The following is a 23,602-nucleotide window of genomic DNA, read 5'->3' as shown; positions in this document are numbered from 1 at the left end:
GTGTCTTGCGCGCAGGAAATTAGAACATTGTAGGAGCCGGCTTGCCGGCGATGAGGCCCTTGGCGTTGCAGCGAGCCTGATGGCCCCATCGCTGGCAAGCCAGCTCCTACAGAACAGCGTTTACAGCGATTTGACGTTGATGATTTCCACGTCAAAGGTCAATGTCTTGCCGGCCAACGGATGGTTGAAGTCGATGGTCACTTGCTCGTCATCGAACTCTTTCACCACGCCAGGCAGCTCAGTATTCGCCGCATCGTTGAAAATCACCAGCAAACCCGGTGACAGGTCCATGTCCTTGAACTGCGAACGCGGGATGATCTGCACGTTTTGCGGGTTCGGCTGACCGAAAGCGTTTTCCGGCTGAATCGTCAGCGTACGCTTGTCACCGGCCTTGAAGCCGAACAGGGCCGCTTCGAAACCTGGCAACAGGTTACCGTCGCCGACCTGGAAGGTCGCCGGGGCTTTGTCGAAGGTGCTGTCGACGGTGTCGCCGTTCTCCAGGCGCAGTGCAAAATGCAAGGTGACTTCCGTGTTCTGGCGGATGCGTTGCTCAGCCAATACCTGTTCAGTCATGAACTGCTTCTCCCGTCTTCTTTGATTTGAACATGTCCAGCGCCAGCATCACCGCACCCACAGTAATTGCACTGTCGGCGAAGTTGAACGCCGGGAAGTACCAGCGGTTCTGCCAATGCACCAGGATGAAATCGATCACATGGCCTAGGGCTATGCGGTCGTACAGATTGCCCAGCGCACCACCCAGGACCAGCGCCAACGCGATGGCCAGCCAGGTTTCGTTGCGCCCCAGACGCTTGAGCCACACCACCAGCACCGCACTGACCACGACCGCGATCAGGGCGAACAACCAGCGCTGCCAGCCCGAGCTGTCGGCCAGGAAGCTGAACGCCGCGCCCGTGTTGTAGGCCAGGGTCCAGCTGAAGTAATCAGGGATCACCACGATCTGCTGGTACATCTCAAGCTTGCCTTCGAAGTAGAACTTGCTGGCCTGGTCGATGACCAGGACCAGCAAACTCAACCAGAGCCAGCCCAGCCGTCCGAAACGGCCAATGGCATTAGGCATAGTGACGAACCTCGCCAGTGCCGCTGATGTTATCGACGCAACGACCGCAGATTTCCGGATGTTCCGGGTTCACGCCGACGTCTTCACGGCAGTGCCAGCAACGGGCGCACTTGGCGAAGGCCGACTTGACGATTTTCAGCTTCAGGCCGCTGACTTCGGTGACCACTGCATCGGCCGGAGCCTGTACGAACGGCGCAACGCTGGCGGTCGAGGTGATCAGTACGAAGCGCAATTCGTTGCTCAGCTTGGCCAGGTCGTCGCTCAGGGCGTCTTCGGCGAACAGCGTCACTTCGGCTTGCAGGTTGCCACCGACGGCTTTGGCCGCGCGCTGGATTTCCATTTCTTTGTTCACAGCGACCTTCACCGCCATGATCCGCTCCCAGTAGGCGCGGCCCAGTTCGACGTTTTCCGGCAGCTCGGTCAGGCCTTCGTACCAAGTGTTGAGCATCACCGACTCGTTACGCTCGCCCGGCAGGTATTCCCACAGTTCGTCGGCGGTGAACGCGAGGATCGGCGCGATCCAGCGCACCAGCGCTTCAGAGATGTGGTACAGCGCGGTTTGCGCCGAACGGCGGGCCTTGCTGTTGGCGCCAGTGGTGTACTGACGGTCCTTGATGATGTCGAGGTAGAAACCGCCCAGCTCCTGCACGCAGAAGTTGTGGATCTTGGAGTAGACGTTCCAGAAGCGGTATTCGCCGTAGTGCTCTTGCAGTTCGCGTTGCAGCAGCAAGGTGCGATCCACGGCCCAACGGTCCAGCGCGAGCATTTCTTCGGCCGGCAGGATGTCGGTGGCCGGGTTGAAACCGGTCAGGTTGGAGAGCAGGAAGCGCGCGGTGTTACGGATCCGCCGGTAGGCGTCCGCACTGCGTTGCAGGATCTGCTCGGAAACCGCCATTTCACCCGAGTAGTCGGTGGAAGCTACCCACAGACGCATGATGTCGGCACCCAGGGTGTCGTTGACCTTTTGCGGCGCGATCACGTTGCCCAGCGACTTGGACATCTTGCGGCCGGACTCGTCGACGGTGAAGCCGTGGGTCAGCAGCTCGCGGTATGGCGCGTGGTCGTCGATGGCGCAACCGGTCAGCAGCGACGAGTGGAACCAGCCACGGTGTTGGTCCGAGCCTTCCAGGTACAGGTCGGCGCGTGGACCGGTTTCGTGGCCCATCGGGTGCGAACCGCGCAGGACGTGCCAGTGTGTGGTGCCCGAATCGAACCAGACGTCCAGGGTGTCGCTGATCTTGTCGTACTGCGGCGCTTCGTCACCGAGCAGCTCGGCAGCGTCCATCTTGAACCAGGCTTCGATGCCTTCGACTTCAACGCGCTTGGCGACTTCTTCCATCAGCTCGGCGGTACGTGGGTGCAGCTCGCCGCTTTCCTTGTTCAGGAAGAACGGGATCGGCACGCCCCAGTTGCGCTGACGGGAGATGCACCAGTCCGGACGGTTGGCGATCATCGAGTGCAGGCGCGCCTGGCCCCAGGCCGGAACGAACTGAGTCTCTTCGATGGCTTTAAGAGCGCGCTTGCGCAGGGTGTCGCCGCTGACAGGCTCTTTGTCCATGCCGATGAACCACTGCGCGGTGGCGCGGTAGATCAGCGGGGTCTTGTGACGCCAGCAGTGCATGTAGCTGTGTTCGATGATGGTGGTGTGCAGCAGCGCACCGACTTCGGTCAGCTTGTCGACAATGGCCGGGTTGGCTTTCCAGATGAACTGGCCGCCAAAGAACTCCAGCGAAGTCGCGTATACGCCGTTGCTTTGTACCGGGTTGAGGATGTCGTCGTTGACCATGCCGTATTTCTTGCAGGTCACGAAGTCGTCCACGCCGTAGGCCGGAGCGGAGTGAACCACACCAGTGCCAGCGCCCAGTTCAACGTAGTCGGCCAGGTAAACCGGCGACAGACGGTCGTAGAACGGGTGACGGAAGTTGATCAGTTCCAGTTCTTTACCGGTGGTGGTCGCGATGACCGAGCCTTCCAGGCTGTAACGGACCAGGCAGGATTCAACCAGCTCTTCAGCCAACACCAGCAACTTGTCGCCGACATCGACCAGGGCGTAGTTGAATTCCGGGTGAACGTTCAGCGCCTGGTTGGCCGGGATGGTCCACGGGGTGGTGGTCCAGATCACGATCGAAGCAGGCTTGCCCAGCGACGGCAGACCGAAAGCGGCAGCCAGCTTGGCTTCATCGGCAATCGGGAACGCTACGTCGATGGTCGAGGACTTTTTGTTCTCGTACTCGACTTCCGCTTCAGCCAGGGCCGAACCGCAGTCGAAGCACCAGTTCACAGGCTTCAGGCCCTTGAACACGAAACCGCCCTTGACGATTTCGGCGAGTGCGCGGATTTCACCGGCCTCGTTTTTGAAGTCCATGGTCTTGTACGGGTTGGCGAAGTCGCCCAACACGCCCAGACGGATGAATTCGGATTTTTGGCCTTCGATCTGCTCGGTGGCGTAGGCACGGCACAGTTCGCGGGTCTTGTCCGCGCCCAGGTTCTTGCCGTGGGTCACTTCGACTTTGTGCTCGATCGGCAGACCGTGGCAGTCCCAGCCCGGAACATAAGGCGCGTCGAAACCCGACAGGGTTTTCGAGCGGATGATCATGTCCTTGAGGATCTTGTTCAGCGCATGACCGATGTGAATCGTGCCGTTGGCGTACGGAGGACCGTCGTGCAGAACGAACTTCGGACGATCCTTGCCAATCTCGCGCAACTTACCGTACAGGCCAATACTGTCCCAGCGCTGCAGAATCTGCGGTTCGCGCTGTGGCAGGCCGGCCTTCATTGGGAAGGCGGTGTCCGGAAGGTTTAGCGTGGCTTTATAGTCGGTCATTTATGGCTCTTCATTAGCGATTGGCGCTAGGTGCGACAGGGCACGGGCGGCGGCGACATCCGCATTGATCGCCGTCTTAAGCGCCTCCAGAGAGGCGAAACGCTGCTCTTCACGCAGCTTGTGGTGGAAAACCACCGTCAAACGCCGGTCATACAGATCGCCGGCAAAATCTAAAAGATGTACTTCGAGGTGGGCTTTGCCATCCCCTTGGACCGTAGGACGCACGCCAATATTGGCGACGCCTGGACAGGTCTTGCCGTCGATGTCGACGTTGACCAGGTAAACCCCGGTGAGCGGCACGCGACGGCGCTTGAGTTGAATGTTGGCGGTTGGCGTACCCAACTGGCGCGCCAGTTTCTGGCCATGCAGGACTCGCCCGGTAATCTGGAACGGCCGACCGAGCAGGCGCTCTGCCAAGGCAAAATCGGCAGCGGCCAGGGCATTTCGCACCTGGGTGCTGCTGACGCGAATGCCGTCCAGCTCAACGGTTTGCGCCGCTTCGACGGTGAAGCCCTGCATGACGCCGGCCTGTTGCAGGAAATCGAAATCCCCTACCCGGTCACAACCGAAGCGGAAGTCGTCACCGACCTCAAGATGCTGCACGCCGAGACCGTCCACCAGAATGGTATCAACGAATTCGCTGGCGCTGAGCTTGCTCAGGCGCTGGTTGAAGGCCAGGCACAGGACCCGGTCGACGCCTTCGTCAGCCAGCAGCTGCAGTTTGTCGCGCAGACGCGCCAAGCGGGCCGGCGCAGTCTCCGGGGCGAAAAACTCCCGTGGCTGCGGCTCGAAAATCACCACGCAGCTGGGCACGCCCAACTCGAGCGCTCGCTCACGCAGCCTCGCCAGGATAGCCTGGTGGCCACGGTGAACACCGTCAAAGTTGCCAATAGTGGCGACACAGCCCCGATGCTGGGGGCGCAGGTTGTGGAGGCCTCGAACCAGCTGCATAACGCGCTTCTTGCTCATAAAGTGGTCGATTATAACCACACCCGGCGGCCGACGACAGGCAACACCGTAACCCAAAGTGATCGAACCGACAAAACCGCCGGCCCGCCCGTGTTTATCGAGGCAAAAGCCTCAGTTCAGCGCCTTGCGATTGAAGTCGCGCAAACGGAAGCCCATCAACAGCAACATGCCGAAATACGAGACCACGCCAGCCCCTACCAGAGCGCCCAGACGCAGGAATCGCTCAAGCATGTGGCCCTGATCCCAGGCCGGCATGAAATGCATCCCGGCCAGCAACACCGCGGACATCACCGTGACCGCTACCACCAGTTTGGCACCGAACTTCGCCCAGCCCGGCTGCGGCTGATACATCTGCTGTTTGCGCAGCTGATAGAACAGCAGCCCGGCGTTAAGGCAGGCACCGGCGCTGATCGCCAGAGCCAGACCGGCATGGGCCAGCGGCCCGATCAGCACCAGGTTGAACAACTGGGTAACCACCAGGGTGAAAATTGCGATTTTCACCGGCGTGCGAATGTTTTGTTGCGCATAAAAGCCCGGCGCCAGCACTTTGATCACGATAATCCCAAGCAACCCGACCGAATACGCAATGAGCGCGCGCTGAGTCATGGACGCATCGAAGGCGTTGAACTGGCCGTATTGAAACAGTGAGACCGTCAGCGGCTCAGCCAGAATCCCCAAGGCCAGCGAGCACGGCAGCACCAGCACAAAGCACAGGCGCAGCCCCCAATCGAGAATCCGCGAATACTCTGCGCGATCCTTGCTGGCGTAGGTCTTGGCCAGGGTCGGCAACAGGATCGTGCCCAGCGCCACACCCAGCACGCCGGACGGCAATTCCATCAGTCGGTCGGCGTAATACATCCACGACACCGAACCGGCGACCAGGAACGAGGCAAAAATGGTGTTGATGATCAGCGAAATCTGGCTCACCGAAACGCCGAGAATCGCCGGCAGCATCTGTTTCATGACCCGCCACACGCCACTATCACGCAGGTTCAGGCGTGGCAGCACCAGCATGCCGATCTTTTTCAGGTGCGGCAGTTGATAGAGCAACTGCGCCAGACCACCCGCCAGCACCGCCCAACCCAGCGCCATGACCGGCGGATCGAAATACGGTGTCAGGAACACCGCAAAGATGATCATGCTGACGTTGAGCAAGGTCGGCACGAAGGCCGGCACCGAGAAGCGGTTATAGGTGTTGAGGATCGCCCCGGCCAATGAAGACAGGGAGATCAGCAATATATAAGGGAATGTCACCCGCAACAGGCTGGAGGTCAGCTCGAATTTTTCCGGGGTATCGGTGAAACCGGGCGCGGTCACCCAGATGACCCACGGCGCAGCGAGCATGCCCAACGCAGTGACCACTGCCAGCGCCAGGGTCAGCAGTCCGGAGACGTAGGCAATAAAGGTTCGCGTCGCCTCTTCGCCTTGCTGACTTTTATATTCAGCGAGAATCGGCACAAACGCCTGGGAAAACGCCCCCTCGGCGAAGATCCGGCGCAGCAGATTGGGCAGTTTGAAGGCGATAAAGAAGGCGTCGGTGGCCATTCCCGCACCAAAAATACGCGCAATGAGGGTGTCACGGACGAACCCCAGAATCCGGGAAAGCATCGTGATAGAGCTGACGGCGGCCAACGATTTGAGCAGATTCATTGAAAGAGTTTGTGCCTGTCGATAAACAGCAGGCGAACAAAGCGCCCACTTATGCGATACTCCGCGCCGCAGCAGCACAGAGCCAAAGCTCGCGAGTTTACAGGTCAAGCGCCGGAAATAAATATCCCGCCTCTTTATACCTACCACTTAGCGGAACGTCTCAACCGCCCTTGACAAGACATCAACTCATCGGCATGATTCGCGGCCTATTTTGTTTGCTATTTCCTAAAAAGTCTTTCGAGGAGCTCGACGGTGGCCAACACACCTTCCGCCAAAAAACGTGCAAAACAGGCTGAGAAGCGTCGCAGCCACAACGCCAGCCTGCGTTCCATGGTTCGTACCTACATCAAGAATGTAGTTAAAGCCATCGACGCAAAAGACGCTGAAAAAGCTCAAGCTGCTTACGTTCTGGCCGTGCCAGTTATCGACCGTATGGCCGATAAAGGCATCATCCACAAGAACAAGGCTGCTCGCCATAAGAGCCGCCTGAATGGCCACGTCAAGGCTCTGAACCTTGCTGCTGCCTAAGTAACACGCTTGTTAAAAAACCGACCTCAGGGTCGGTTTTTTATTGCCTGCGAATTGTGTTGCACGCCTGAGATCCCATTGAAACTGATCGCCAGCAAGCCAGCTCCTACAGGTATTGCGCAATCCTTGTAGGAGCCAGCTTGCTGGCGATAGCGGTCTTCAGATCACTGATGAGCCCAAGGCAGGATAGGAATCGCCGTCACCGCATTCTGCGGACTACCCTCAATCAAGCGATCGCTGTACACCAGATACACCAGCGTATTGCGCTTCTTGTCGAGGAAACGCACCACCTGCATGGTCTTGAAGACTAGCGACGTACGCTCCTTGAACACTTCTTCGCCATCCTTCAACTCACCCTTGAAGTTGATCGGACCAACCTGACGGCACGCAATGGACGCTTCCGCTCGATCTTCAGCCAGACCCAAGCCACCCTTCACACCGCCCGTCTTGGCTCGGGACAGGTAGCACGTCACCCCTTCGACCTTCGGATCATCAAATGCCTCAACGACGATGCGGTCGTTCGGGCCGACGAACTTGAACACCGTCGACACCTGACCAATCTCCTCGGCCGAAGCCAGCAGCGGCATTGCCAACAGCAGGCCCAACAATCCTTTTGCCACGCGCATTCAAATATTCCTTCAGACCAGGATCAGGTTATCGCGGTGAACCAGTTCCGGCTCCGCCATGTAACCCAACAGACCGACAATCGCCTCAGACGACTGACCGATGATTTTTTGTGCTTCCAGCGCGCTGTAGTTGGCCAGGCCACGGGCGATTTCACGACCGTCCGGCGCGACGCACACCACCATTTCACCGCGACGGAAACTGCCCTGAACCAGCTTGACACCCACCGGCAGCAGACTTTTATTGCCTTGAGACAAGGCCGTCACCGCACCGGCATCCAGCACCAGCGTGCCGCGAGTTTGCAGATGCCCGGCCAGCCATTGCTTGCGCGCCGCCAGCATGCCGCGCTCCGGCGACAGCAAGGTGCCGATGCGCTCGCCCGCCTTCAGGCGATCCAACACACGCTCAAGGCGCCCACCGACGATGATGGTGTGCGCACCGGAACGGGCCGCCAGGCGCGCCGCACGCAACTTGGTCTGCATGCCGCCACGACCCAACGCACCACCGGTACCGCCCGCCACTGCATCCAGCGCCGGATCATCAGCGCGCGCTTCGTAAATCAGCTTGGCATCGGGATTGTTGCGCGGATCGGCGTCGAACATGCCGTCGCGATCCGTCAGGATCACCAGCAAATCAGCCTCGACCAGGTTGGCCACCAGCGCCGCGAGCGTATCGTTGTCGCCGAAACGGATTTCGTCGGTGACCACGGTGTCGTTTTCATTGATCACCGGGATCACTTTCAACTCGACCAAGGCACGCAAGGTGCTGCGAGCATTCAGGTAGCGCTTGCGGTCGGACAGATCGTCATGAGTCAGAAGAATCTGCGCAGTGTGCCGGCCATGCTCGGCAAAGCTCGACTCCCACGCCTGAACCAGACCCATCTGACCGATGGCGGCAGCTGCCTGCAATTCGTGCATTGCACTGGGTCGCACGGTCCAGCCCAGACGGCTCATGCCCGCCGCTACCGCCCCGGAGGACACCAGCACCAGCTCGACGCCCGCCTCATGCAAGGCCACCATCTGTTCGACCCAGACACCCATTGCCGCGCGATCCAGGCCCTTGCCGTCCGCCGTCAGCAACGCGCTGCCGATTTTCACGACCCAACGCTGCGCACCTGTCACCTTGCTCCGCATCATCTTCAACCTTAGCTTGAGGGCAGCGCGACCCAGCGCTGCCCGTGACGTTAATCGTGGCTATTTGTTACCAACAATCGATTTCCAGATACTAAAACGCCGCTCCAGGGAGCGGCGTTCAAGTTTATCGCAACAGATCAGTCACGCACGTAAATGATTTCCGGACCGTCTTCGTCATCCACATCTTCTTCGTCCCAATCATCGTCACCGATGTCATGGACCGACTTCACGCCGCTGCGACGCAGGGCACGCTGGTCATCCAGGGCCTGCAACTGAGCGCGCGCTTCGTCTTCGATGCGCTGATCGAGCTCGGCCAGCTCTTCCTTGTAGGCCGGGTCGTTCACCAGGCGGTCAGCACGATCTTCCATGTAACGCATGATGTCGTGGCACAGACGCTCGGTACCGAGCTTGGAGATGGCGGAGATCACGTAAACCGGACCGGTCCACTCCAGGCGATCAACGATTTCCTTGACGCGAGCATCGTGCTCTTCTTCAAGGATCTGGTCGCACTTGTTCAGTACCAGCCAGCGATCACGCTCAGCCAGGGACGGGCTGAACTTGGTCAGCTCACTGACGATCACTTCGGCCGCATCCGGGGCACTGGTGTCATCCAGTGGCGCCATGTCCACGAGGTGCAGCAGCAAACGGGTACGCGACAAGTGCTTGAGGAAGCGAATCCCCAGGCCAGCACCGTCGGAAGCGCCTTCGATCAGGCCCGGAATGTCCGCAACCACGAAGCTTTTCCAGCGATCAACACTGACCACACCCAGGTTCGGCACCAGCGTGGTGAACGGGTAGTCGGCGACTTTCGGCTTGGCGGCCGATACCGAACGGATAAAGGTACTTTTGCCAGCATTTGGCAAACCCAGCAGACCAACGTCCGCCAACACCTTCATTTCCAGCTTCAGGTCACGTGCCTCACCCGGCTTACCCGGAGTGGTCTGACGCGGAGCACGGTTGGTACTGGATTTGAAACGGGTGTTACCCAGACCGTGCCAGCCGCCATGGGCCACCAGCAGCTTTTGACCGGCTTTGGTCAGGTCGCCGATCACTTCCTGAGTGGCAGCGTCGATGACCGTGGTGCCGACCGGCACACGCAGCACCAGCTCTTCACCCTTCTTACCGGTGCAGTCGGTGCTGCCGCCGTTGGAACCGCGCTCGGCATCGAAGTGCCGGGTGTAACGGTAGTCCACCAGGGTGTTGAGGTTTTCGTCGGCGACCATGTAGACCGAGCCGCCATCACCACCGTCGCCGCCGTTCGGGCCGCCGTTTTCGATGAATTTCTCGCGACGGAAGCTCATGCAACCGTTGCCGCCGTCACCGGCCTTTACTCGAATCGATACTTCATCAACAAACTTCATAACAAAACGCCTCTCGCCATACGGACGAGCCGAAAAAATCCAGACATAAGACTCTTGCAAAAATGAGCGCAGCGACCTCAATCAACGACCGCAAATCCAGCGCTGGAGCTCATTACAAACAGCTTTGCAAGAGACTCACCCCACAAACGAAAAAGCCCCGTCGCGAGACAGGGCTTTTCCAGCATCTACGTAATTATGCCGCGACGACTTCAGTCTTCGGGACAATGCTCACGTAACGGCGGTTGAAAGCGCCTTTTACTTCAAACTTGATCACGCCGTCGATTTTAGCGAACAGAGTGTGATCTTTACCCATGCCAACACCGTAACCGGCGTGGAATTGGGTGCCGCGCTGACGCACGATGATGTTGCCCGGAATGATAACCTGGCCGCCATACATCTTCACGCCAAGGCGTTTGGCTTCTGAGTCGCGACCGTTACGGGTACTACCACCAGCTTTTTTGTGTGCCATGAGTCAATTCTCCTAGTGAGGAATTAGGCTGAAATTAAGCCTGAATACCGGTGATTTTGATCTCGGTGTACCACTGGCGGTGGCCCATACGCTTCATGTGGTGCTTACGACGACGGAACTTGATGATGCGGACTTTATCGTGACGACCTTGGGAGATCACTTCAGCCACAACGGTAGCGCCAGCAACAACTGGAGCGCCGATGTTCACGTCATCGCCATTGGCGACCAACAGAACGCGATCAAAAGTAACGGATTCGCCGGTAGCGATTTCCAGTTTTTCGATCTTCAGGTATTCACCTGGGGCGACCTTGTATTGCTTGCCACCAGTAACAATTACTGCGTACGACATGGTATTTCTCCGATAATCCTGCTCACCCAGCTCTTTATAAGAAGAGGTATTGGCTGGCATGGCTGCATATGGCTGGAAGGCCAGTTTGCAATTGCGTAAGGCAGGTGCTGCCCAGGAAGTTCAGGGTGCGCGATTGTACGCAAGCTGCCGTGGCGTTGCAAGAGGCCGTCCATCGCGCCTTGACACCCGCCGACGTGGGTCCTAGCATGCCGCGCAACCCTTCTGGAGCGACTGTCGCTGATGCAACCCCAAGCTTTCTACCGCGCGGTGGCGGACGATTTTAGCGCCGTCGACGGCATCATCAAGAAGCAGCTGACTTCCCGAGTGCCGCTGGTATCGAAAATCGGCGATTACATTACCTCGGCTGGCGGTAAACGCCTGCGTCCTTTATTAGTGCTGCTGTGTGGCAAGGCCCTTGGCCGCGAAGGCGACGACCTGCGCCTGCTGGCCGCGACCATCGAGTTCCTGCACACCGCCACCCTGCTGCACGATGACGTGGTCGACATGTCCGGCATGCGCCGCGGCCGCTCGACTGCCAATGCCATGTGGGGCAACGCACCAAGCGTGCTGGTGGGCGACTTCCTGTACTCGCGCTCCTTCGAAATGATGGTCGAACTGGGCTCCATGCCGGTGATGAAGATCCTTTCGCAAGCCACGCGCATCATCGCCGAAGGCGAAGTATTGCAGCTGTCGAAGGTTCGTGACGCGAGCACCACCGAAGAAACCTACATGGAAGTCATCCGCGGCAAGACCGCGATGCTTTTCGAGGCTTCGACCCACAGCGCCGCCGCCCTCTGCGAAGCCACGCCGGAACAGGCTGAAGCCCTGCGCACGTTTGGCGATCACCTGGGCGTAGCCTTCCAGCTGGTCGACGACCTGCTGGACTACAAAGGTGACGCAGAGACCCTGGGCAAGAACGTCGGTGACGATCTGGCCGAAGGCAAGCCGACCCTGCCGCTGATCTACACCATGCGCGAAGGCACGCCGGAGCAGGCTGCCCTGGTGCGCAAGGCGATCCAGAAAGGTGGCATCGAGGACCTGGAAAGCATTCGCGAAGCCGTTGATGCTTCCGGTTCGCTTGAGTACACCGCGCAACTGGCCCGCGACTACGTGGCCCGTGCGATCAAATGCCTCGACGCGCTGCCCGCCAGCGAATACCGCGATGCATTGGTCGAGCTGAGTGAATTCGCGGTCGCCCGCACGCACTGATCCGCTAATTTGTAGGAGCCAGCTTGCTGGCGATCCAGTCGCTGCGGTGTTCCAGAAACACCGCGGTGATGCCATCGCCGGCAAGCCGGCTCCTACAGGTCACCTCCCGCCGGCTAAAACCCTATATAATGTGCGCTTTTTAGCGATCCTGAATCCAAGGAGCTTTAGTGAGCACGTTGCCACCCTGCCCGAAATGCAATTCCGAATACACCTATGAAGACGGCGCGCAGCTGATCTGCCCGGAGTGCGCCCACGAATGGTCCGCCAGCGGCGAAGCTGAAGCGGCATCCGATGACGCCGTGAAAAAGGATTCGGTGGGCAATGTCCTGCAAGACGGCGACACCATCACCGTGATCAAGGACCTCAAGGTCAAAGGCACATCGCTGGTGGTCAAGGTCGGCACCAAGGTCAAGAACATCCGCTTGTGCGATGGCGATCACGACATCGACTGCAAGATCGACGGCATCGGCCCGATGAAGCTCAAATCCGAGTTCGTCAGAAAAGTCTGAACCTGCTGTATTCCATCCCGCGCCCGGCGTGGGATGGTGCTTCGTCCTCCCCCGCTTCGCCCCGTATTTCCTCGCAATAGCCAAACGCCAGCCGCTTTGACCTTACGCAATCTTTACCCGGAAAAAATCACAAACCGCCAATAGGCCCTTGCTATTTGATGAATAAGAATTATTCTCATTGAAACCAATCAATGGAGATGAGACCCATGACTTATTTGATCGATGCCTGGCTGGACCGCCCACACCCCTACCTCAGGATCCTGCATCGGGAAACCGGGGAAGTCTGTGCGGTGCTTGAAGAAGAAGCCTTGAACGAGCTGCAGGATCAGGGTGACCTGGACGTCAACGGCTTGAGTTCCAGCGAGCCGGTGGTGCTCAAGGAACTGGTGCGCAATCTGTTTCTGTTCTGCTATGCCCGGGCGTTGCGCCCGTCGCATGAACTGCATCACAAGCTGGAAATATGAGAAACCCCAAACCGTGTAGGAGCCGGCTTGCTGGCGATTGCATCACCGCGGTGCAACTGAAACACCGAGGCGCATGGATCGCCAGCAAGCCGGCTCCTACAAGGTAGTCAGGCTTACAGAACGTCGAGCAGCTCGACGTCGAAGACCAGTACGCTGTGCGGCGGAATGCTGCCAACGCCTTGAGCGCCGTAAGCCAGTTCGCTCGGCACGTACAGACGCCATTTGCTGCCAGCGTTCATCAGTTGCAGGGCTTCGGTCCAGCCAGCGATCACGCCGCCTACCGGGAATTCTGCAGGCTGACCGCGCTCGTAGGAGCTGTCGAACACAGTGCCGTCGATCAGGGTGCCGTGGTAGTGAGTACGCACTTGGTCTTCACGGGTCGGCTTGGCGCCTTCACCGGCGGTCAGCACTTCGAATTGCAGACCGGAAGCCAGGGTGGTGATGCCATCGCGCTTGGCGTTTTCAGCCAGGAATGCCAGGCCTTCGCCAGCAGCCGCTTCAGCTTTGGCAGCTGCTTCGGCTTGCATGATTTCGCGGATAACCTTGAAGCTGGCGGACATTTCTTCCTGACCTACACGGCTTTCCTTACCGGCGAAAGCGTCAGTCAGACCTGCCAGGATTGCGTCCAGGCTAACGCCCGGCGGCGGGTTGTCGCGCAGTTGGTCGCCCAACTGACGGCCAATGCCGTAGCTGACGCGGGTTTCGTCGGTGGACAGATTTACTTCGGACATGACACTGCTCCGCTGTGCGGACGGCCCTGGAACTTGCCGTGCGTGCACAGCGCGTCCCGGAACGCCCGGAACCAAAAGGGCCAGCAGACTAGCACAGATGTCGTTGCGCTGATGAGGGGGTGTCAGTGCTGCCAGGCAGAACCGAAGGCAATCGGCACCTTCAGGCTTTCCCCCGCACTCGCACCCAACCCGCACATTTCATCGTGAACCGATGTATGCACAAGGTTGAATGGCAAGGTGGGAAAGTTATGCAGCACTTCACGCGCATGCTCGACCGAGCGCAGGTGAACCATCTCGCCGTGAGCATCACTCAACGGGTAGGCGGCCCCGTGCATGCGCGCCTCCAACAGGTAGATCCCGCCTTCCATGGAGATCAGGTTCAGCTCATCGACTTTCCCTGCGATGGCATAAGCACGTAACTCTACGAAGTTCATGAACGCACCTCACGCAGTGGCGAGCCAGCATTCATACAGGCATAGGCCTCACAGCATCAAAGTACAAGCCATAAACGCCACCGCCCGTCTGTTTCACACTGCCCATGTAGGAGCGTGCGGTGCGGCGATCCGACTTGCCCGCGAAGGCGGCGTGACAGACAACACCTATGTCGACTGACCCGGCCTATTCGCGGGCAAGCCTCGCTCCTACAGTGGCCGCGTGGATCAGTGCTTGGTGAGTTTATCCAGATACCCCATGGCAAACGCCGATACCACGAAGGTCATGTGGATGATCACGTACCACTTCAAATGCTCGGGATCGACGTTTTTGGCGTCCATGAAGATCCGCAGCAGGTGAATCGACGAAATCGCCACGATGGACGCCGCGACCTTCATCTTCAATGAAGACGAATCCATGGTGCCCAGCCAGTTGAGCTTTTCCTTGTTGTCATCGATATCCAGCTCGGAAACGAAGTTCTCGTAGCCGGAAATCATCACCATCACCAGCAAACCGCCCACCAGCGCCATGTCGATCAACGACAGCAGCACCAGAATCAGGTCCGATTCGGCCATCGAGAACACGTTAGGGATGACGTGGAAGACTTCCTGGAAGAATTTCAGCGCCAGGGCCAGCAGCCCGAGGGACAGACCGAAGTAGATCGGCGCCAGCAGCCAGCGGGAGGCATACATTGCATTTTCGACAAAGCGTTCCATTGAATCTCACACGTGGGCTGGAAATGGCCGCGAGTATACCAGCCCCCCGTTACAGCCAGAAACACTCGGAAAATCCGCCACCTGCGCGTGTGTGACAAGGTTTTTCTGCTAGTGTCCAAAGCATTGACACCTCTGCGACATCGGACAGGACGACGGGAAATGGATGTGCGATTGCCTTTAATGAGCGCCGGGATTTGTCTGGCCCTGCTGGTGAGCGGCTGTTCACCGGACGATGACAAACGCCAGGTCAGCCTTGAGGAAAAGACCGCGCAATTCGAAACCTCCCTCGACGCAATCCAGGACCCGAAACTCAAGGATGCCGTGGCCGAACTCGGTGGCTCCCTGCTGCTGCTCGAACGTGCGCAACTCAAACTCGACAGCAAACCGGTGGAAACCGAGTACGGCGCAGACGTCCTCGCCGTGCTCAAGCACTACCCCACGCCACAGGCGCTGGTCGACACGTACATTAACGGCCTGTTCGTGCTGCACAAGGATTCCAGCTCCGACTACCTGACCGATCTGCAACCGGTGTTCCCGTTCAACTTCAACATTCCGGCCGAGTTTCTCTTTCCCCACGGCCTGGAATGGCAGTCGGTGACCTTGAGCAACAAACGCGTGATTCCGTTCCAGCCGGAGTGGTCGGAAACCGATCCGGGCATTCAACTGAGCCCGTCGAGCTCCAACCTGACCAGCCCCGACGATCTCACGGTGACTTATCCCTTCATCGACGGCCTGGGCATGGAAATCAAGAACCAGCCGCAGCCCGTCAGCCTGCAAGGCAAGGTCGAAGTCATCGCCCCGCGCAGGCTCTATAGCTTCGACCTGACCAAAAAAGACGTCGGCCAGACTCGCAGCAATGACAACCTGAGCGTCACGCTGCTGAAGCTCACAAACAACTACGCCGAAATCGAGTTCAGCAACAGCGCGCCGCTGGCCCCGGAAGTCAGCGAGATACCCTTCAACCCGTCGGTCGTCCAGGCCAGGGACGCCACCGGGCAATTTCTCTCACGCTCGGGTTCGATCAACCAAACCGCCGCGCAAATTGCCTTCTACCAGAAACAACTGGCGAAAATGCAACAGCAGAAGAGCTGGAGCGAAGCCTTCGAAAGGCAGCTCGATGAAGAACAACGCGCGTTTGAGAAGCAACAAACCAGGCACTACTCCAAGGTGTATTTCAACGGCCCGATCGAGACCCTTGAAGTCAGCCTGCTGGACTTTTCGGCGGCCACAGTCACGCGCAAGGACCTGGACCTGCCGATCCGTCGCTTCGATCAACACACCACGGCAAAGACCATCCAGCCACTGACTTTACCCGTGGTCGTGTACGACGATCAGGCACCGACCTGGCTAAAAGGCGCAACGCTCAGCGAGGAGCAACTGAAGAAGAGCGTCAGCATCCGGCAATCGGTGGACGACCCGAGCGCGGCGCGCATCGAGTTCGATCACACCCGAAGCTTCAACGATGAACTGCTCGGCACGTCCTTCAGCCCTGGCGATAGCCCGGTCAGTTTCTTTACCGAGGACAGCAGCGGTCAACGCGATGAGCCGATCGAACTGCCGCCCGAGGCTTATCAGGTCGATCCCCTGCGCGGCATCATCACTTATGACCTGAACCTGTTCGCGCAAACGCCGGCGTTTGCGGTGGGTTCCATGCCGCTGTTCCTGGCCACCGTCGACAAGCAGACACTTGAAACAGACCGGCTGCCCAAAGGCCTGGAACTGAAAGGCAATGCACTGGTGGTTGATCTGAAGCTGTTCCCCGCCCAGGACTGGCGCTTTTTCGCCAGGGACGACAGCGGCCACTATCTCAAGGAGATTCTTTCGGTCATTCACGATGCAAGTGCGCAGGGCCCGGCGTTATTCAGCGTGCATTACTTCTACGGCCAGCCAGCGCAGCTGGAAACCTACCAGCGAACCGATCTCACCACGGTGCAATATGGATTCGAGGTCAAACTCGACAAGGCTGATACGTCCAGCCTCGCCCAATAGTCGTCTCAGTGATCGGGGCGGAACTCGAAGCCGCCCATGTTGCGGCAGCGCCCACCATTGATTTCCCGTAGCTGGGCTTGCAGGTGCAGGCACCAGATTTGCGGGTCATCGGCCAGTTCATAGCCATGCAACGTCAGGCTTTCAACGATGGTGTCGAGGATCGATTCAGCCGCGAAGGGCCCAGGAAACGGACCTTGGGCTTTGATGGCTGAGGGTTGTTCGCCAGCCATTCCGGCGGCGAAAAGCAAAGTCCACATGCCCGTATCACCAGCCAATGGCTTGATGGCACATTCGATACGGGTCACAAGGCCCAGGCATTGACGGGTGAGGCAGAGGTTGCGCGACATGGCGGCGACCCTCGGTAGATCCGGTATTCAGCTCCCACGGGAGAACTGTCTCGATCCAGTGATTACTGTCGATGTCCTTGAGCTGAGAATAGAAGAAAAGTCAGACCCGCACGCCAACTGAGACCAGAAGGCGCCGAATGGTCATTGTGTGAATATTGACGTCAGAGTGATGGCACTTGTAGGAGCGAGCGGTGCGGCGATCCGACTTGCCCGCGAAAGCCATGACGCGGTTTACCGGAATAACCGCGTTATCGTTCTTCGCGGGCAAGCCTCGCTCCTACAGGGACTCCTCTGTATCAGGCTGGCTTGGCTTCGACCAACGCTTCCTGTGCCGCTTCTTTCTCGGCTTCTTTCAGATCTTCTTCGCTGATCATTTCCGCGATCACCCGCAAGCGCTCCACCACCCGCGCATTCACGCTGCCTTCTGGGAATTCGCCATTTTCATCCGGCGCACCGGCAGGCTCGCCGACCAACAGGCTCAGCGCTTCGTCAGCCTGGCGTACTGCGTAAACGTGGAATTGCCCTGCGCGCACCGCCGCCAGCACCTTCTCGTCCAGCATCAGCGTCGCCACGTTGGCGTGAGGAATGATCGCCCCCTGCTCACCGGTCAGCCCTCGGGCTTCGCAGAGACGGAAGAAGCCTTCGATCTTCTCGTTGACCCCGCCCACCGCCTGCACTTCGCCGAACTGGTTGATCGAGCCGGTGATTGCAAAGCATTGCTTGAGCGGCGTTTTCGACAACGCCGAAATCAACGTGCACGCCTCGCCCAACGACGCACTGTCGCCATCGACATAACCGTAGGACTGCTCCAGGGCGATACTCGCGGAAATTGCCAACGGGAATTCCTGAGCGTAACGACTGCCCAGATACCCGGTGAGGATCATCACGCCTTTGGAGTGAATCGGCTGGCCGAGGTTGACCTCACGCTCGATGTCGACAATGCCGCTGCCACCCGGATACACCGTGGCGGAAATCCGCGCCGGGACACCAAACGCCGAATCCCCGACTTCCAGTACCGTCAGCCCGTTGCACTTGCCCACGGCCGCGCCATCGGTGTCGATCAGGATGATCCCCGCCAGCATGTCATCGAGAATCCGCGCCGAAACGCGCCCGGTGCGGGTGGCCTTGGCCTTGAGCGCACGCTCGATGTGCCCGGCGTCGGTCATTTCATCGCTGGCCAGGTGACGAATGAAATCCGCCTCGCTGACCAGTTGGAACAAGTCACCGATCCGCGCCGACAAACGCCCCTGGTGCTCGGCCAGACGCGCGCTGTAGGTCGCCAGACGCGCCACCGCATCGGCGGTCAGCGGTGCCATGCCTTCTTCGGAGGTACGGGTTTTGAGCAACTGGGCGAACTGCTCCAGGCTTTCGTCGACCATCGGGATGTCTTCGTCGAAGTCCACCAGAACGCGGAACATCTCCTGGAAGTCCGGATCGAGGTCTTGCAGCGTGTAATACAACTGCCGGGCACCAATGATGACGACTTTGACCTGCAACGGAATGTGTTGCGGTGTCAGGGTCACGGTGGCCAGACGCCCCAGCTCACCCAGCGGTGATTCCATTTTCAGTTTGCGCGATTGCAGGGCGCGCTTGAGCGCATCCCATACGAACGGCTCGCTGAGCATCTTATCGGCTTCAAGGATCAGGAAACCGCCGTTCGCGCGGTGCAGCGCGCCCGGTCGCAACTGGCGATACGTGGTGTAGAGCGCGCCCTGATCGGTGCTGTATTCGATGCGGCCAAACAGGTTTTCGTAGGTCGGGTGCGGCTCGAACACCACCGGCGCACCGCCGCTGGCCGAATGACCGACCACCAGGCTCGGCGCGTATTGCTCTTCCAGCATCTTGCGCGCCACCGCATCGACCTTGCTGTCGTCGACCAATTGCTCGACCACGGTTTTCAGCAAGTAAACCTGCATGGCTTGCAGGTAACCGCACACCGCCGCGTTCTCGGCGTATTTTTCCGACAACGGCGACAGCAACGGCTGCAAGGCCAGGGTGATGGTTTCTTCGTTGAGGTGGCGCAGTTGATTGCTCGACTCGCGCTTCCACTGCGGCAGGCTGGCGAGTTCTTCGTTCAGACGCTCTTCCAGACCGGAGATGTCTTCGTGGAAACGTTCGCGATCGGCTTCCGGCAACTGGGCGAATTCCGCTTCATCCAGCGCCTTGCCTTCGCTCATCGGGGTAAACGCGATGTTGCTCGCGTCACGGTACAGCGCGACTTCTTTTTCCAGCGCCAGGCGCTCGATGATGTCCAGCGCCTTGTCGTAGCGCTGGTTGAAGGCGCGGTCGATGGCGCTTTTTTTCTGCTGATAAGACGGATGTTCGAATACCGCCGGGAAGGTCGCCAGCAGGTTGTCGATCAAAGCGTTGATATCACCGATGAACGCGCCGGCCGTGCCCGATGGCAATTCCAGGGCGCGCGGCTCGCGGGGTTCATCGAAATTGTTGACGTAGACCCAGTCGGCCGGGGTCTGCAGGCGCTTGCCTTCGGCCTTCAGGTAGCGTTTGACGAACGAAAACCGGCCAGTGCCAGGCTCGCCCATGACGAATACGTTGTAACCGGGGCGTGGCATGGCCACACCAAACTGCAAGGCTTCGACCGCACGTTCCTGGCCAAGCACACCGCGGAAGGGCTCCAGATCATTGGTGGTAGAGAAGCTGAACTGTTCAGCGGAAAACGGACGGGTCAGCGCTTCGGGCGCTAGACGCAAGCTGGCAGCAACAGGATCAGGCATCGGGCTTCCTTACATCAGGCGGGGCAGATAGCGGCATTCTGGCGCTGCCCATACCCCACTTGCAAGGCGCGCCTTTCGCCAAAGCATAGCCAAACGGGCATCCCCAGGCGGGCCGGGTCTAAATCAATGTTTTCAACGAATGTTTCGTAAAAAGTAACGGAACCCTTGGAACGTGCCTAAACTCCAAGCTGCGCGGCTGGAACAATAACCGGCCCACTGGCGCCAGATCGGGCCAGAACCCTTGTCCATTGGTACGCACATAAAGAGAACAAAGCTATGAAACGGATTCTTCTCGGTACTCTCTTCACCGCTGTATCCATCAACGCTATGGCACAGGCGCCAGGCGGCCCGGATTGCGGGTGGGGCAACATGCTGTTCGAAGGTCAGCGTGGCACCCCGGCTCACTTCCTGGCATCCACCACCAACGGCACTTCCGGCAACGCAACGTTCGGTATGACCTCTGGTACCAACGGTTGCGCGACTAATGCGTCGCTGACTTATGGCGGCAAATCCTGGTTTGCCATGAATGGCATGATGAACGAGCTGTCCGAAGACATGGCTAAAGGTAACGGCGAAGCGCTGACGACCTACGCCGTGGTACTGGGCGTGGCGCCGGAAGACCGTGCGCATTTCGCGGCTGTGACTCACGAGCACTTCCAGCAGATCTTCAGCAAGGCTGACGTGACTGCAGAAGATGTGCATACCAACACCCTGGCCGTTTTGAAGGCCGATCCTCGTCTGGCCAAGTACGCAACTCAAGCTTAAGCTCGACCCGCCCGCTCCTTTCGGGGAGCGGGTTTTATTTTTTTGGACCTGCCCTCTTTCGGCCATATCGTTCAATTGTAGGAGCCGGCTTGCTGGCGATCGCATCAACGCGGTTGTCCAGATACAACGCGGCGCTGCCATCGCCAGCAAGCCGGCTCCTACAAGGACGGATCTTCCGTACCGGGTCTTTATTTTTTTCGACTTAAGTTGCCCACTATGCTCAAACGCCTTGCCTGGCTGGCGCTCTGTGTCTGCGCCCCGCTGTCCGCCGCGCCTCACATCGACAATCAACGTTTGCAGCAACTGGCCAACGACCCCTTCTGGATTTCCCTGGGGCATTACGAAACCGCCAAGCTCGGTGGCTGGCGCAGCTATGTCAGCGACAGGAAGTTCTTTCTGGCGCCCGATGGCAACGAACACCCCGACCGCGAACTGGCGGCCACCGTGCAGGCGCTGTACGCCCCGGCCAGTGCCGGCGAAAAACATGCGCAATGCGTCTACCCGGCGCGTACCCGCTGGCTCAAGGCGCAACTCAACCTGACTGACTTGCCGGCCTTGGACTGTGCCGAATTCAAGCAATGGTTCAAGGATGTCTCGCCCCACAGCGCGGTGATGATTTTCCCGGCAGCCTACTTAAACAGTCCGTCATCGATGTTCGGCCACACGCTGCTGCGCATCGATCAGGCGGATGTGCAGAGCGACAAGACGTCATTGCTCAGCTATGCCATCAACTTCGGCGCCTACATCGAAGGTTCCGACAACAGCATTCTCTACGCCTGGAAAGGTTTGATGGGCGGCTACCCGGGCCTGTTTGCGCTGGTGCCGTATCAGGAAAAACTCTCGGAATACCGCAGCCTCGAAAACCGTGACCTGTGGGAATACCGGCTGAACCTGACGCAGCAAGAAACCGAGCGCATGGTCGAGCACGTCTGGGAACTCAAGCAGATCCAGTTCGACTATTTCTTCTTCGACGAAAACTGCTCCTATCGCCTGCTGGAACTGCTACAAGTGGCGCGTCCAAGCCTGCGCCTGACCGAACAATTCCCGCTGACCGCCATTCCCACCGACACGGTCAAAGCGGTGAAAGAAGCCGGCCTGGTGGAATCCATCCAGTATCGGCCGTCCCGCGAACGCGAACTGCTGAGCCGCGCCGAACCGTTGAATCCTGAAGAGCAGCAGTGGGTACTGAAAGTCAGCGCCGACCAGAAACAGTTGCAGGAGCCGGCGTTCAAGGCGCAATCGCGCGAGCGTCAGGCACTGATCATCGACGCGGCTTACCGGCTCGAACGCTACCGCGCCAACGGCCAGGAACGCGACCCGCAGCGGGCTCAGCGCAGTTTTGAATTGCTGCGGGCGATCAACCAGAACCCGGCGCCGGAGCTGGACATCCCGCAACCGGGCTTGCCCGAAGATGGCCATGAATCGCGCACATGGCAGGCCGGCCTCGGCACCCGGGGCGACAAGGCCTTTGGCGAATATGGCCTGCGCATGGCGTATCACGATCTCAACGACAACTCGGAAAGCTTTCCCCTCGGCGCGCAGATCGAAATCCTGCAAATGAAACTGCGCCAGTACGAAGGCAATCAGTGGCAGTTGCAGCAACTGGATCTGGCGACCATTCGCTCCCTGACCCCGCGCAACGAGTTGCTGCAACCGCTGTCGTGGCAGGTCACCGGCGGCCTGGAGCGGGTGCCGGGCAAACATGACGATGAAACCCTCGTCAGTCATGTCAATGGCGGTGGTGGCGGCACGTGGCAACTGGGCGACGACATGCTCGGTTTTGCCTTGGGCACCGTGCGCGTCGAACACAATAACGACTTCGCCGGTTTCATCGCCCCGGCGGCGGGTTTCAACAGCGGTGTGCTATGGAAGAATCCGCTGGGCAATTTCAGCCTGGAGGCCAAGGGGGATTTCTTCACCAATGGCGAAGTGCGCCGTAGTTTGAGTCTGAACCAGCAGTGGGAATTGTCGCGCAACCTGGGTCTGCGTCTGAGCGCCCAGCGCGAATTCAGCCATCTGGCCACACCTGAGAATGAAGTGATGCTTGAGCTGAAGTGGTATCACTACTGACCTGTAGGAGCCGGCTTGCTGCGGGCGGCGTTCCGACGATGGCATCACCGCGGCGTAACTGAACGACCGTGTTGATGCGATCGTCGGAACGCCGCCCGCAGCAAGCCGGCTCCTACAGGTGATGGCGTCATTGCGGTGTAACTGAACGACCGTGTTGATGCCATCGCCGGCAAGCCGGCTCCTACAAGGGATCTGTGTTGTTCAACGGATTCATCACAGGTCTTTCACGAAGGTCTCACGAATGCACTTCTAGACTTGAACCATAGGCCGTTGAACGGCCGGGAGTCCGAGATGTGGCGTTGTGTGGGTGTGATGGGTGTGTTGCTGTTGTGCGCGGGTTGCCAGACGACTCACGAAGACCTGATTGCCAAGGGTTATCCTCCGGCCTTCGCCGATGGTTTCGATGACGGCTGCAGCAGTGGTCGACAGGCTGCCGGGGCGATCACCGGTGAATTTCGCAAGAACGTGCCGCGGTATCTCAAGGACAAGCCATACGCCGAAGGCTGGAGCGATGGCTTCCGCCAATGCCAGGCCATGCGCGAAAGCGAAGACCGCGAGGACTATCGTAGCCACCATTGGGACGAACGTGAAAAAGCCTGGCAACAGCAGAAAGATCAGGACGCCGCCCGTGCGTTTCGCTCGCAATGAGT

Annotated in this window: 23 protein-coding genes; 8 read left to right on the top strand and 15 right to left on the bottom strand. The window is 59.1% G+C overall.

Annotation, left to right across the window (positions count from 1 at the left end; genetic code table 11):
* Positions 1–120: 120 nt before the first annotated feature.
* The 5 genes from fkpB to murJ all read right to left on the bottom strand — a co-directional run bounded on the left by fkpB (position 121) and on the right by murJ (position 6,521).
* Entirely contained in the window at positions 121–558 is a 438-nt protein-coding gene (gene fkpB, locus KGB25_RS08105) for an FKBP-type peptidyl-prolyl cis-trans isomerase (RefSeq protein ID WP_177318165.1), read from the bottom strand.
* A 7-nt stretch (positions 559–565) separates the two neighbouring features.
* On the bottom strand, positions 566–1,078 hold the full coding sequence (lspA, locus tag KGB25_RS08100) for a signal peptidase II (RefSeq protein ID WP_008028819.1): 513 nt from the start codon (positions 1,076–1,078) through the stop codon (positions 566–568).
* Entirely contained in the window at positions 1,071–3,902 is a 2,832-nt protein-coding gene (ileS, locus tag KGB25_RS08095; protein ID WP_223434748.1) for an isoleucine--tRNA ligase, read from the bottom strand. The genes lspA and ileS overlap by 8 nt, the downstream gene beginning before the upstream one ends.
* Positions 3,903–4,853: a bifunctional riboflavin kinase/FAD synthetase gene (gene ribF / locus KGB25_RS08090; RefSeq protein WP_008028822.1), complete on the bottom strand. Its 951-nt coding sequence runs from the start codon at positions 4,851–4,853 to the stop codon at positions 3,903–3,905.
* Between the two features lie 129 nt (positions 4,854–4,982).
* Positions 4,983–6,521: a murein biosynthesis integral membrane protein MurJ gene (gene murJ / locus KGB25_RS08085; RefSeq protein ID WP_008037902.1), complete on the bottom strand. Its 1,539-nt coding sequence runs from the start codon at positions 6,519–6,521 to the stop codon at positions 4,983–4,985.
* 252 nt (positions 6,522–6,773) lie between these two features.
* On the opposite strand from murJ, the gene rpsT reads away from it, so the two are divergent.
* Complete coding sequence (gene rpsT, locus KGB25_RS08080) at positions 6,774–7,049, top strand: 30S ribosomal protein S20 (protein ID WP_008028826.1); 276 nt, start codon at positions 6,774–6,776, stop codon at positions 7,047–7,049.
* A gap of 164 nt (positions 7,050–7,213) precedes the next feature.
* Here the strand turns inward: rpsT and KGB25_RS08075 are convergent, their stop codons facing one another.
* From KGB25_RS08075 to rplU, 5 genes are all read right to left on the bottom strand, one after another.
* Positions 7,214–7,675 (bottom strand): CreA family protein, encoded by a 462-nt coding sequence (locus KGB25_RS08075; RefSeq protein ID WP_008028828.1) that lies wholly within the window; start codon positions 7,673–7,675, stop codon positions 7,214–7,216.
* A 12-nt stretch (positions 7,676–7,687) separates the two neighbouring features.
* Positions 7,688–8,806 carry a glutamate 5-kinase gene (gene proB, locus KGB25_RS08070; RefSeq protein WP_017340857.1) on the bottom strand — a complete coding sequence of 373 codons (1,119 nt, stop codon included), beginning with the start codon at positions 8,804–8,806 and terminating at the stop codon, positions 7,688–7,690.
* A gap of 137 nt (positions 8,807–8,943) precedes the next feature.
* Positions 8,944–10,167, bottom strand: coding sequence for an Obg family GTPase CgtA (gene cgtA / locus KGB25_RS08065; protein ID WP_223434747.1), 1,224 nt, complete (start codon positions 10,165–10,167; stop codon positions 8,944–8,946).
* 193 nt (positions 10,168–10,360) lie between these two features.
* A complete protein-coding gene (rpmA, locus tag KGB25_RS08060; RefSeq protein ID WP_003215862.1) occupies positions 10,361–10,636 on the bottom strand; it encodes a 50S ribosomal protein L27 in 276 nt (91 codons plus the stop codon).
* 34 nt (positions 10,637–10,670) lie between these two features.
* Positions 10,671–10,985, bottom strand: coding sequence for a 50S ribosomal protein L21 (rplU, locus tag KGB25_RS08055; protein WP_003176051.1), 315 nt, complete (start codon positions 10,983–10,985; stop codon positions 10,671–10,673).
* Between the two features lie 240 nt (positions 10,986–11,225).
* Here rplU and KGB25_RS08050 point away from each other — a divergent pair, with 240 nt between their 5' ends.
* The 3 genes from KGB25_RS08050 to KGB25_RS08040 all read left to right on the top strand — a co-directional run bounded on the left by KGB25_RS08050 (position 11,226) and on the right by KGB25_RS08040 (position 13,167).
* Complete coding sequence (locus tag KGB25_RS08050; RefSeq protein ID WP_008028837.1) at positions 11,226–12,194, top strand: polyprenyl synthetase family protein; 969 nt, start codon at positions 11,226–11,228, stop codon at positions 12,192–12,194.
* Between the two features lie 167 nt (positions 12,195–12,361).
* Positions 12,362–12,703 (top strand): zinc ribbon domain-containing protein YjdM, encoded by a 342-nt coding sequence (locus tag KGB25_RS08045; protein ID WP_008028840.1) that lies wholly within the window; start codon positions 12,362–12,364, stop codon positions 12,701–12,703.
* A 206-nt stretch (positions 12,704–12,909) separates the two neighbouring features.
* Positions 12,910–13,167 carry a hypothetical protein gene (locus tag KGB25_RS08040; RefSeq protein WP_008028843.1) on the top strand — a complete coding sequence of 86 codons (258 nt, stop codon included), beginning with the start codon at positions 12,910–12,912 and terminating at the stop codon, positions 13,165–13,167.
* A 113-nt stretch (positions 13,168–13,280) separates the two neighbouring features.
* Here the strand turns inward: KGB25_RS08040 and KGB25_RS08035 are convergent, their stop codons facing one another.
* The 3 genes from KGB25_RS08035 to KGB25_RS08025 form a co-directional block, all read right to left on the bottom strand.
* A complete protein-coding gene (locus tag KGB25_RS08035; RefSeq protein WP_008028844.1) occupies positions 13,281–13,898 on the bottom strand; it encodes an FKBP-type peptidyl-prolyl cis-trans isomerase in 618 nt (205 codons plus the stop codon).
* A gap of 122 nt (positions 13,899–14,020) precedes the next feature.
* Positions 14,021–14,332: a DUF6482 family protein gene (locus tag KGB25_RS08030; RefSeq protein WP_008028846.1), complete on the bottom strand. Its 312-nt coding sequence runs from the start codon at positions 14,330–14,332 to the stop codon at positions 14,021–14,023.
* Between the two features lie 225 nt (positions 14,333–14,557).
* Positions 14,558–15,046, bottom strand: coding sequence for a TIGR00645 family protein (locus KGB25_RS08025; protein ID WP_223434746.1), 489 nt, complete (start codon positions 15,044–15,046; stop codon positions 14,558–14,560).
* A 159-nt stretch (positions 15,047–15,205) separates the two neighbouring features.
* On the opposite strand from KGB25_RS08025, the gene KGB25_RS08020 reads away from it, so the two are divergent.
* Positions 15,206–17,035 (top strand): hypothetical protein, encoded by a 1,830-nt coding sequence (locus KGB25_RS08020; RefSeq protein WP_192228006.1) that lies wholly within the window; start codon positions 15,206–15,208, stop codon positions 17,033–17,035.
* Positions 17,036–17,040: 5 nt separating this feature from the next.
* Here KGB25_RS08020 and KGB25_RS08015 read toward each other — a convergent pair whose 3' ends face one another.
* A complete protein-coding gene (locus KGB25_RS08015) occupies positions 17,041–17,382 on the bottom strand; it encodes a hypothetical protein (protein WP_008028851.1) in 342 nt (113 codons plus the stop codon).
* A gap of 296 nt (positions 17,383–17,678) precedes the next feature.
* Positions 17,679–20,117, bottom strand: a complete 2,439-nt coding sequence (locus KGB25_RS08010; RefSeq protein WP_008028854.1) for a Lon protease family protein — start codon at positions 20,115–20,117, stop codon at positions 17,679–17,681.
* A 276-nt stretch (positions 20,118–20,393) separates the two neighbouring features.
* Between KGB25_RS08010 and KGB25_RS08005 the strand changes: the two genes are divergently transcribed.
* From KGB25_RS08005 to KGB25_RS07995, 3 genes are all read left to right on the top strand, one after another.
* Positions 20,394–20,882 (top strand): DUF3015 domain-containing protein, encoded by a 489-nt coding sequence (locus tag KGB25_RS08005; protein WP_008028855.1) that lies wholly within the window; start codon positions 20,394–20,396, stop codon positions 20,880–20,882.
* Positions 20,883–21,098: 216 nt separating this feature from the next.
* Entirely contained in the window at positions 21,099–22,952 is a 1,854-nt protein-coding gene (locus KGB25_RS08000; protein WP_223434745.1) for a DUF4105 domain-containing protein, read from the top strand.
* A gap of 291 nt (positions 22,953–23,243) precedes the next feature.
* Positions 23,244–23,600 (top strand): hypothetical protein, encoded by a 357-nt coding sequence (locus KGB25_RS07995; protein ID WP_008037920.1) that lies wholly within the window; start codon positions 23,244–23,246, stop codon positions 23,598–23,600.
* The last annotated feature ends 2 nt before the right edge of the window (positions 23,601–23,602 follow it).

This window comes from Pseudomonas sp. BF-RE-21 (genome assembly GCF_019947305.1).
GTDB lineage: Bacteria > Pseudomonadota > Gammaproteobacteria > Pseudomonadales > Pseudomonadaceae > Aquipseudomonas > Aquipseudomonas migulae.
This window is presented reverse-complemented; position numbering and strand designations above follow the sequence as displayed.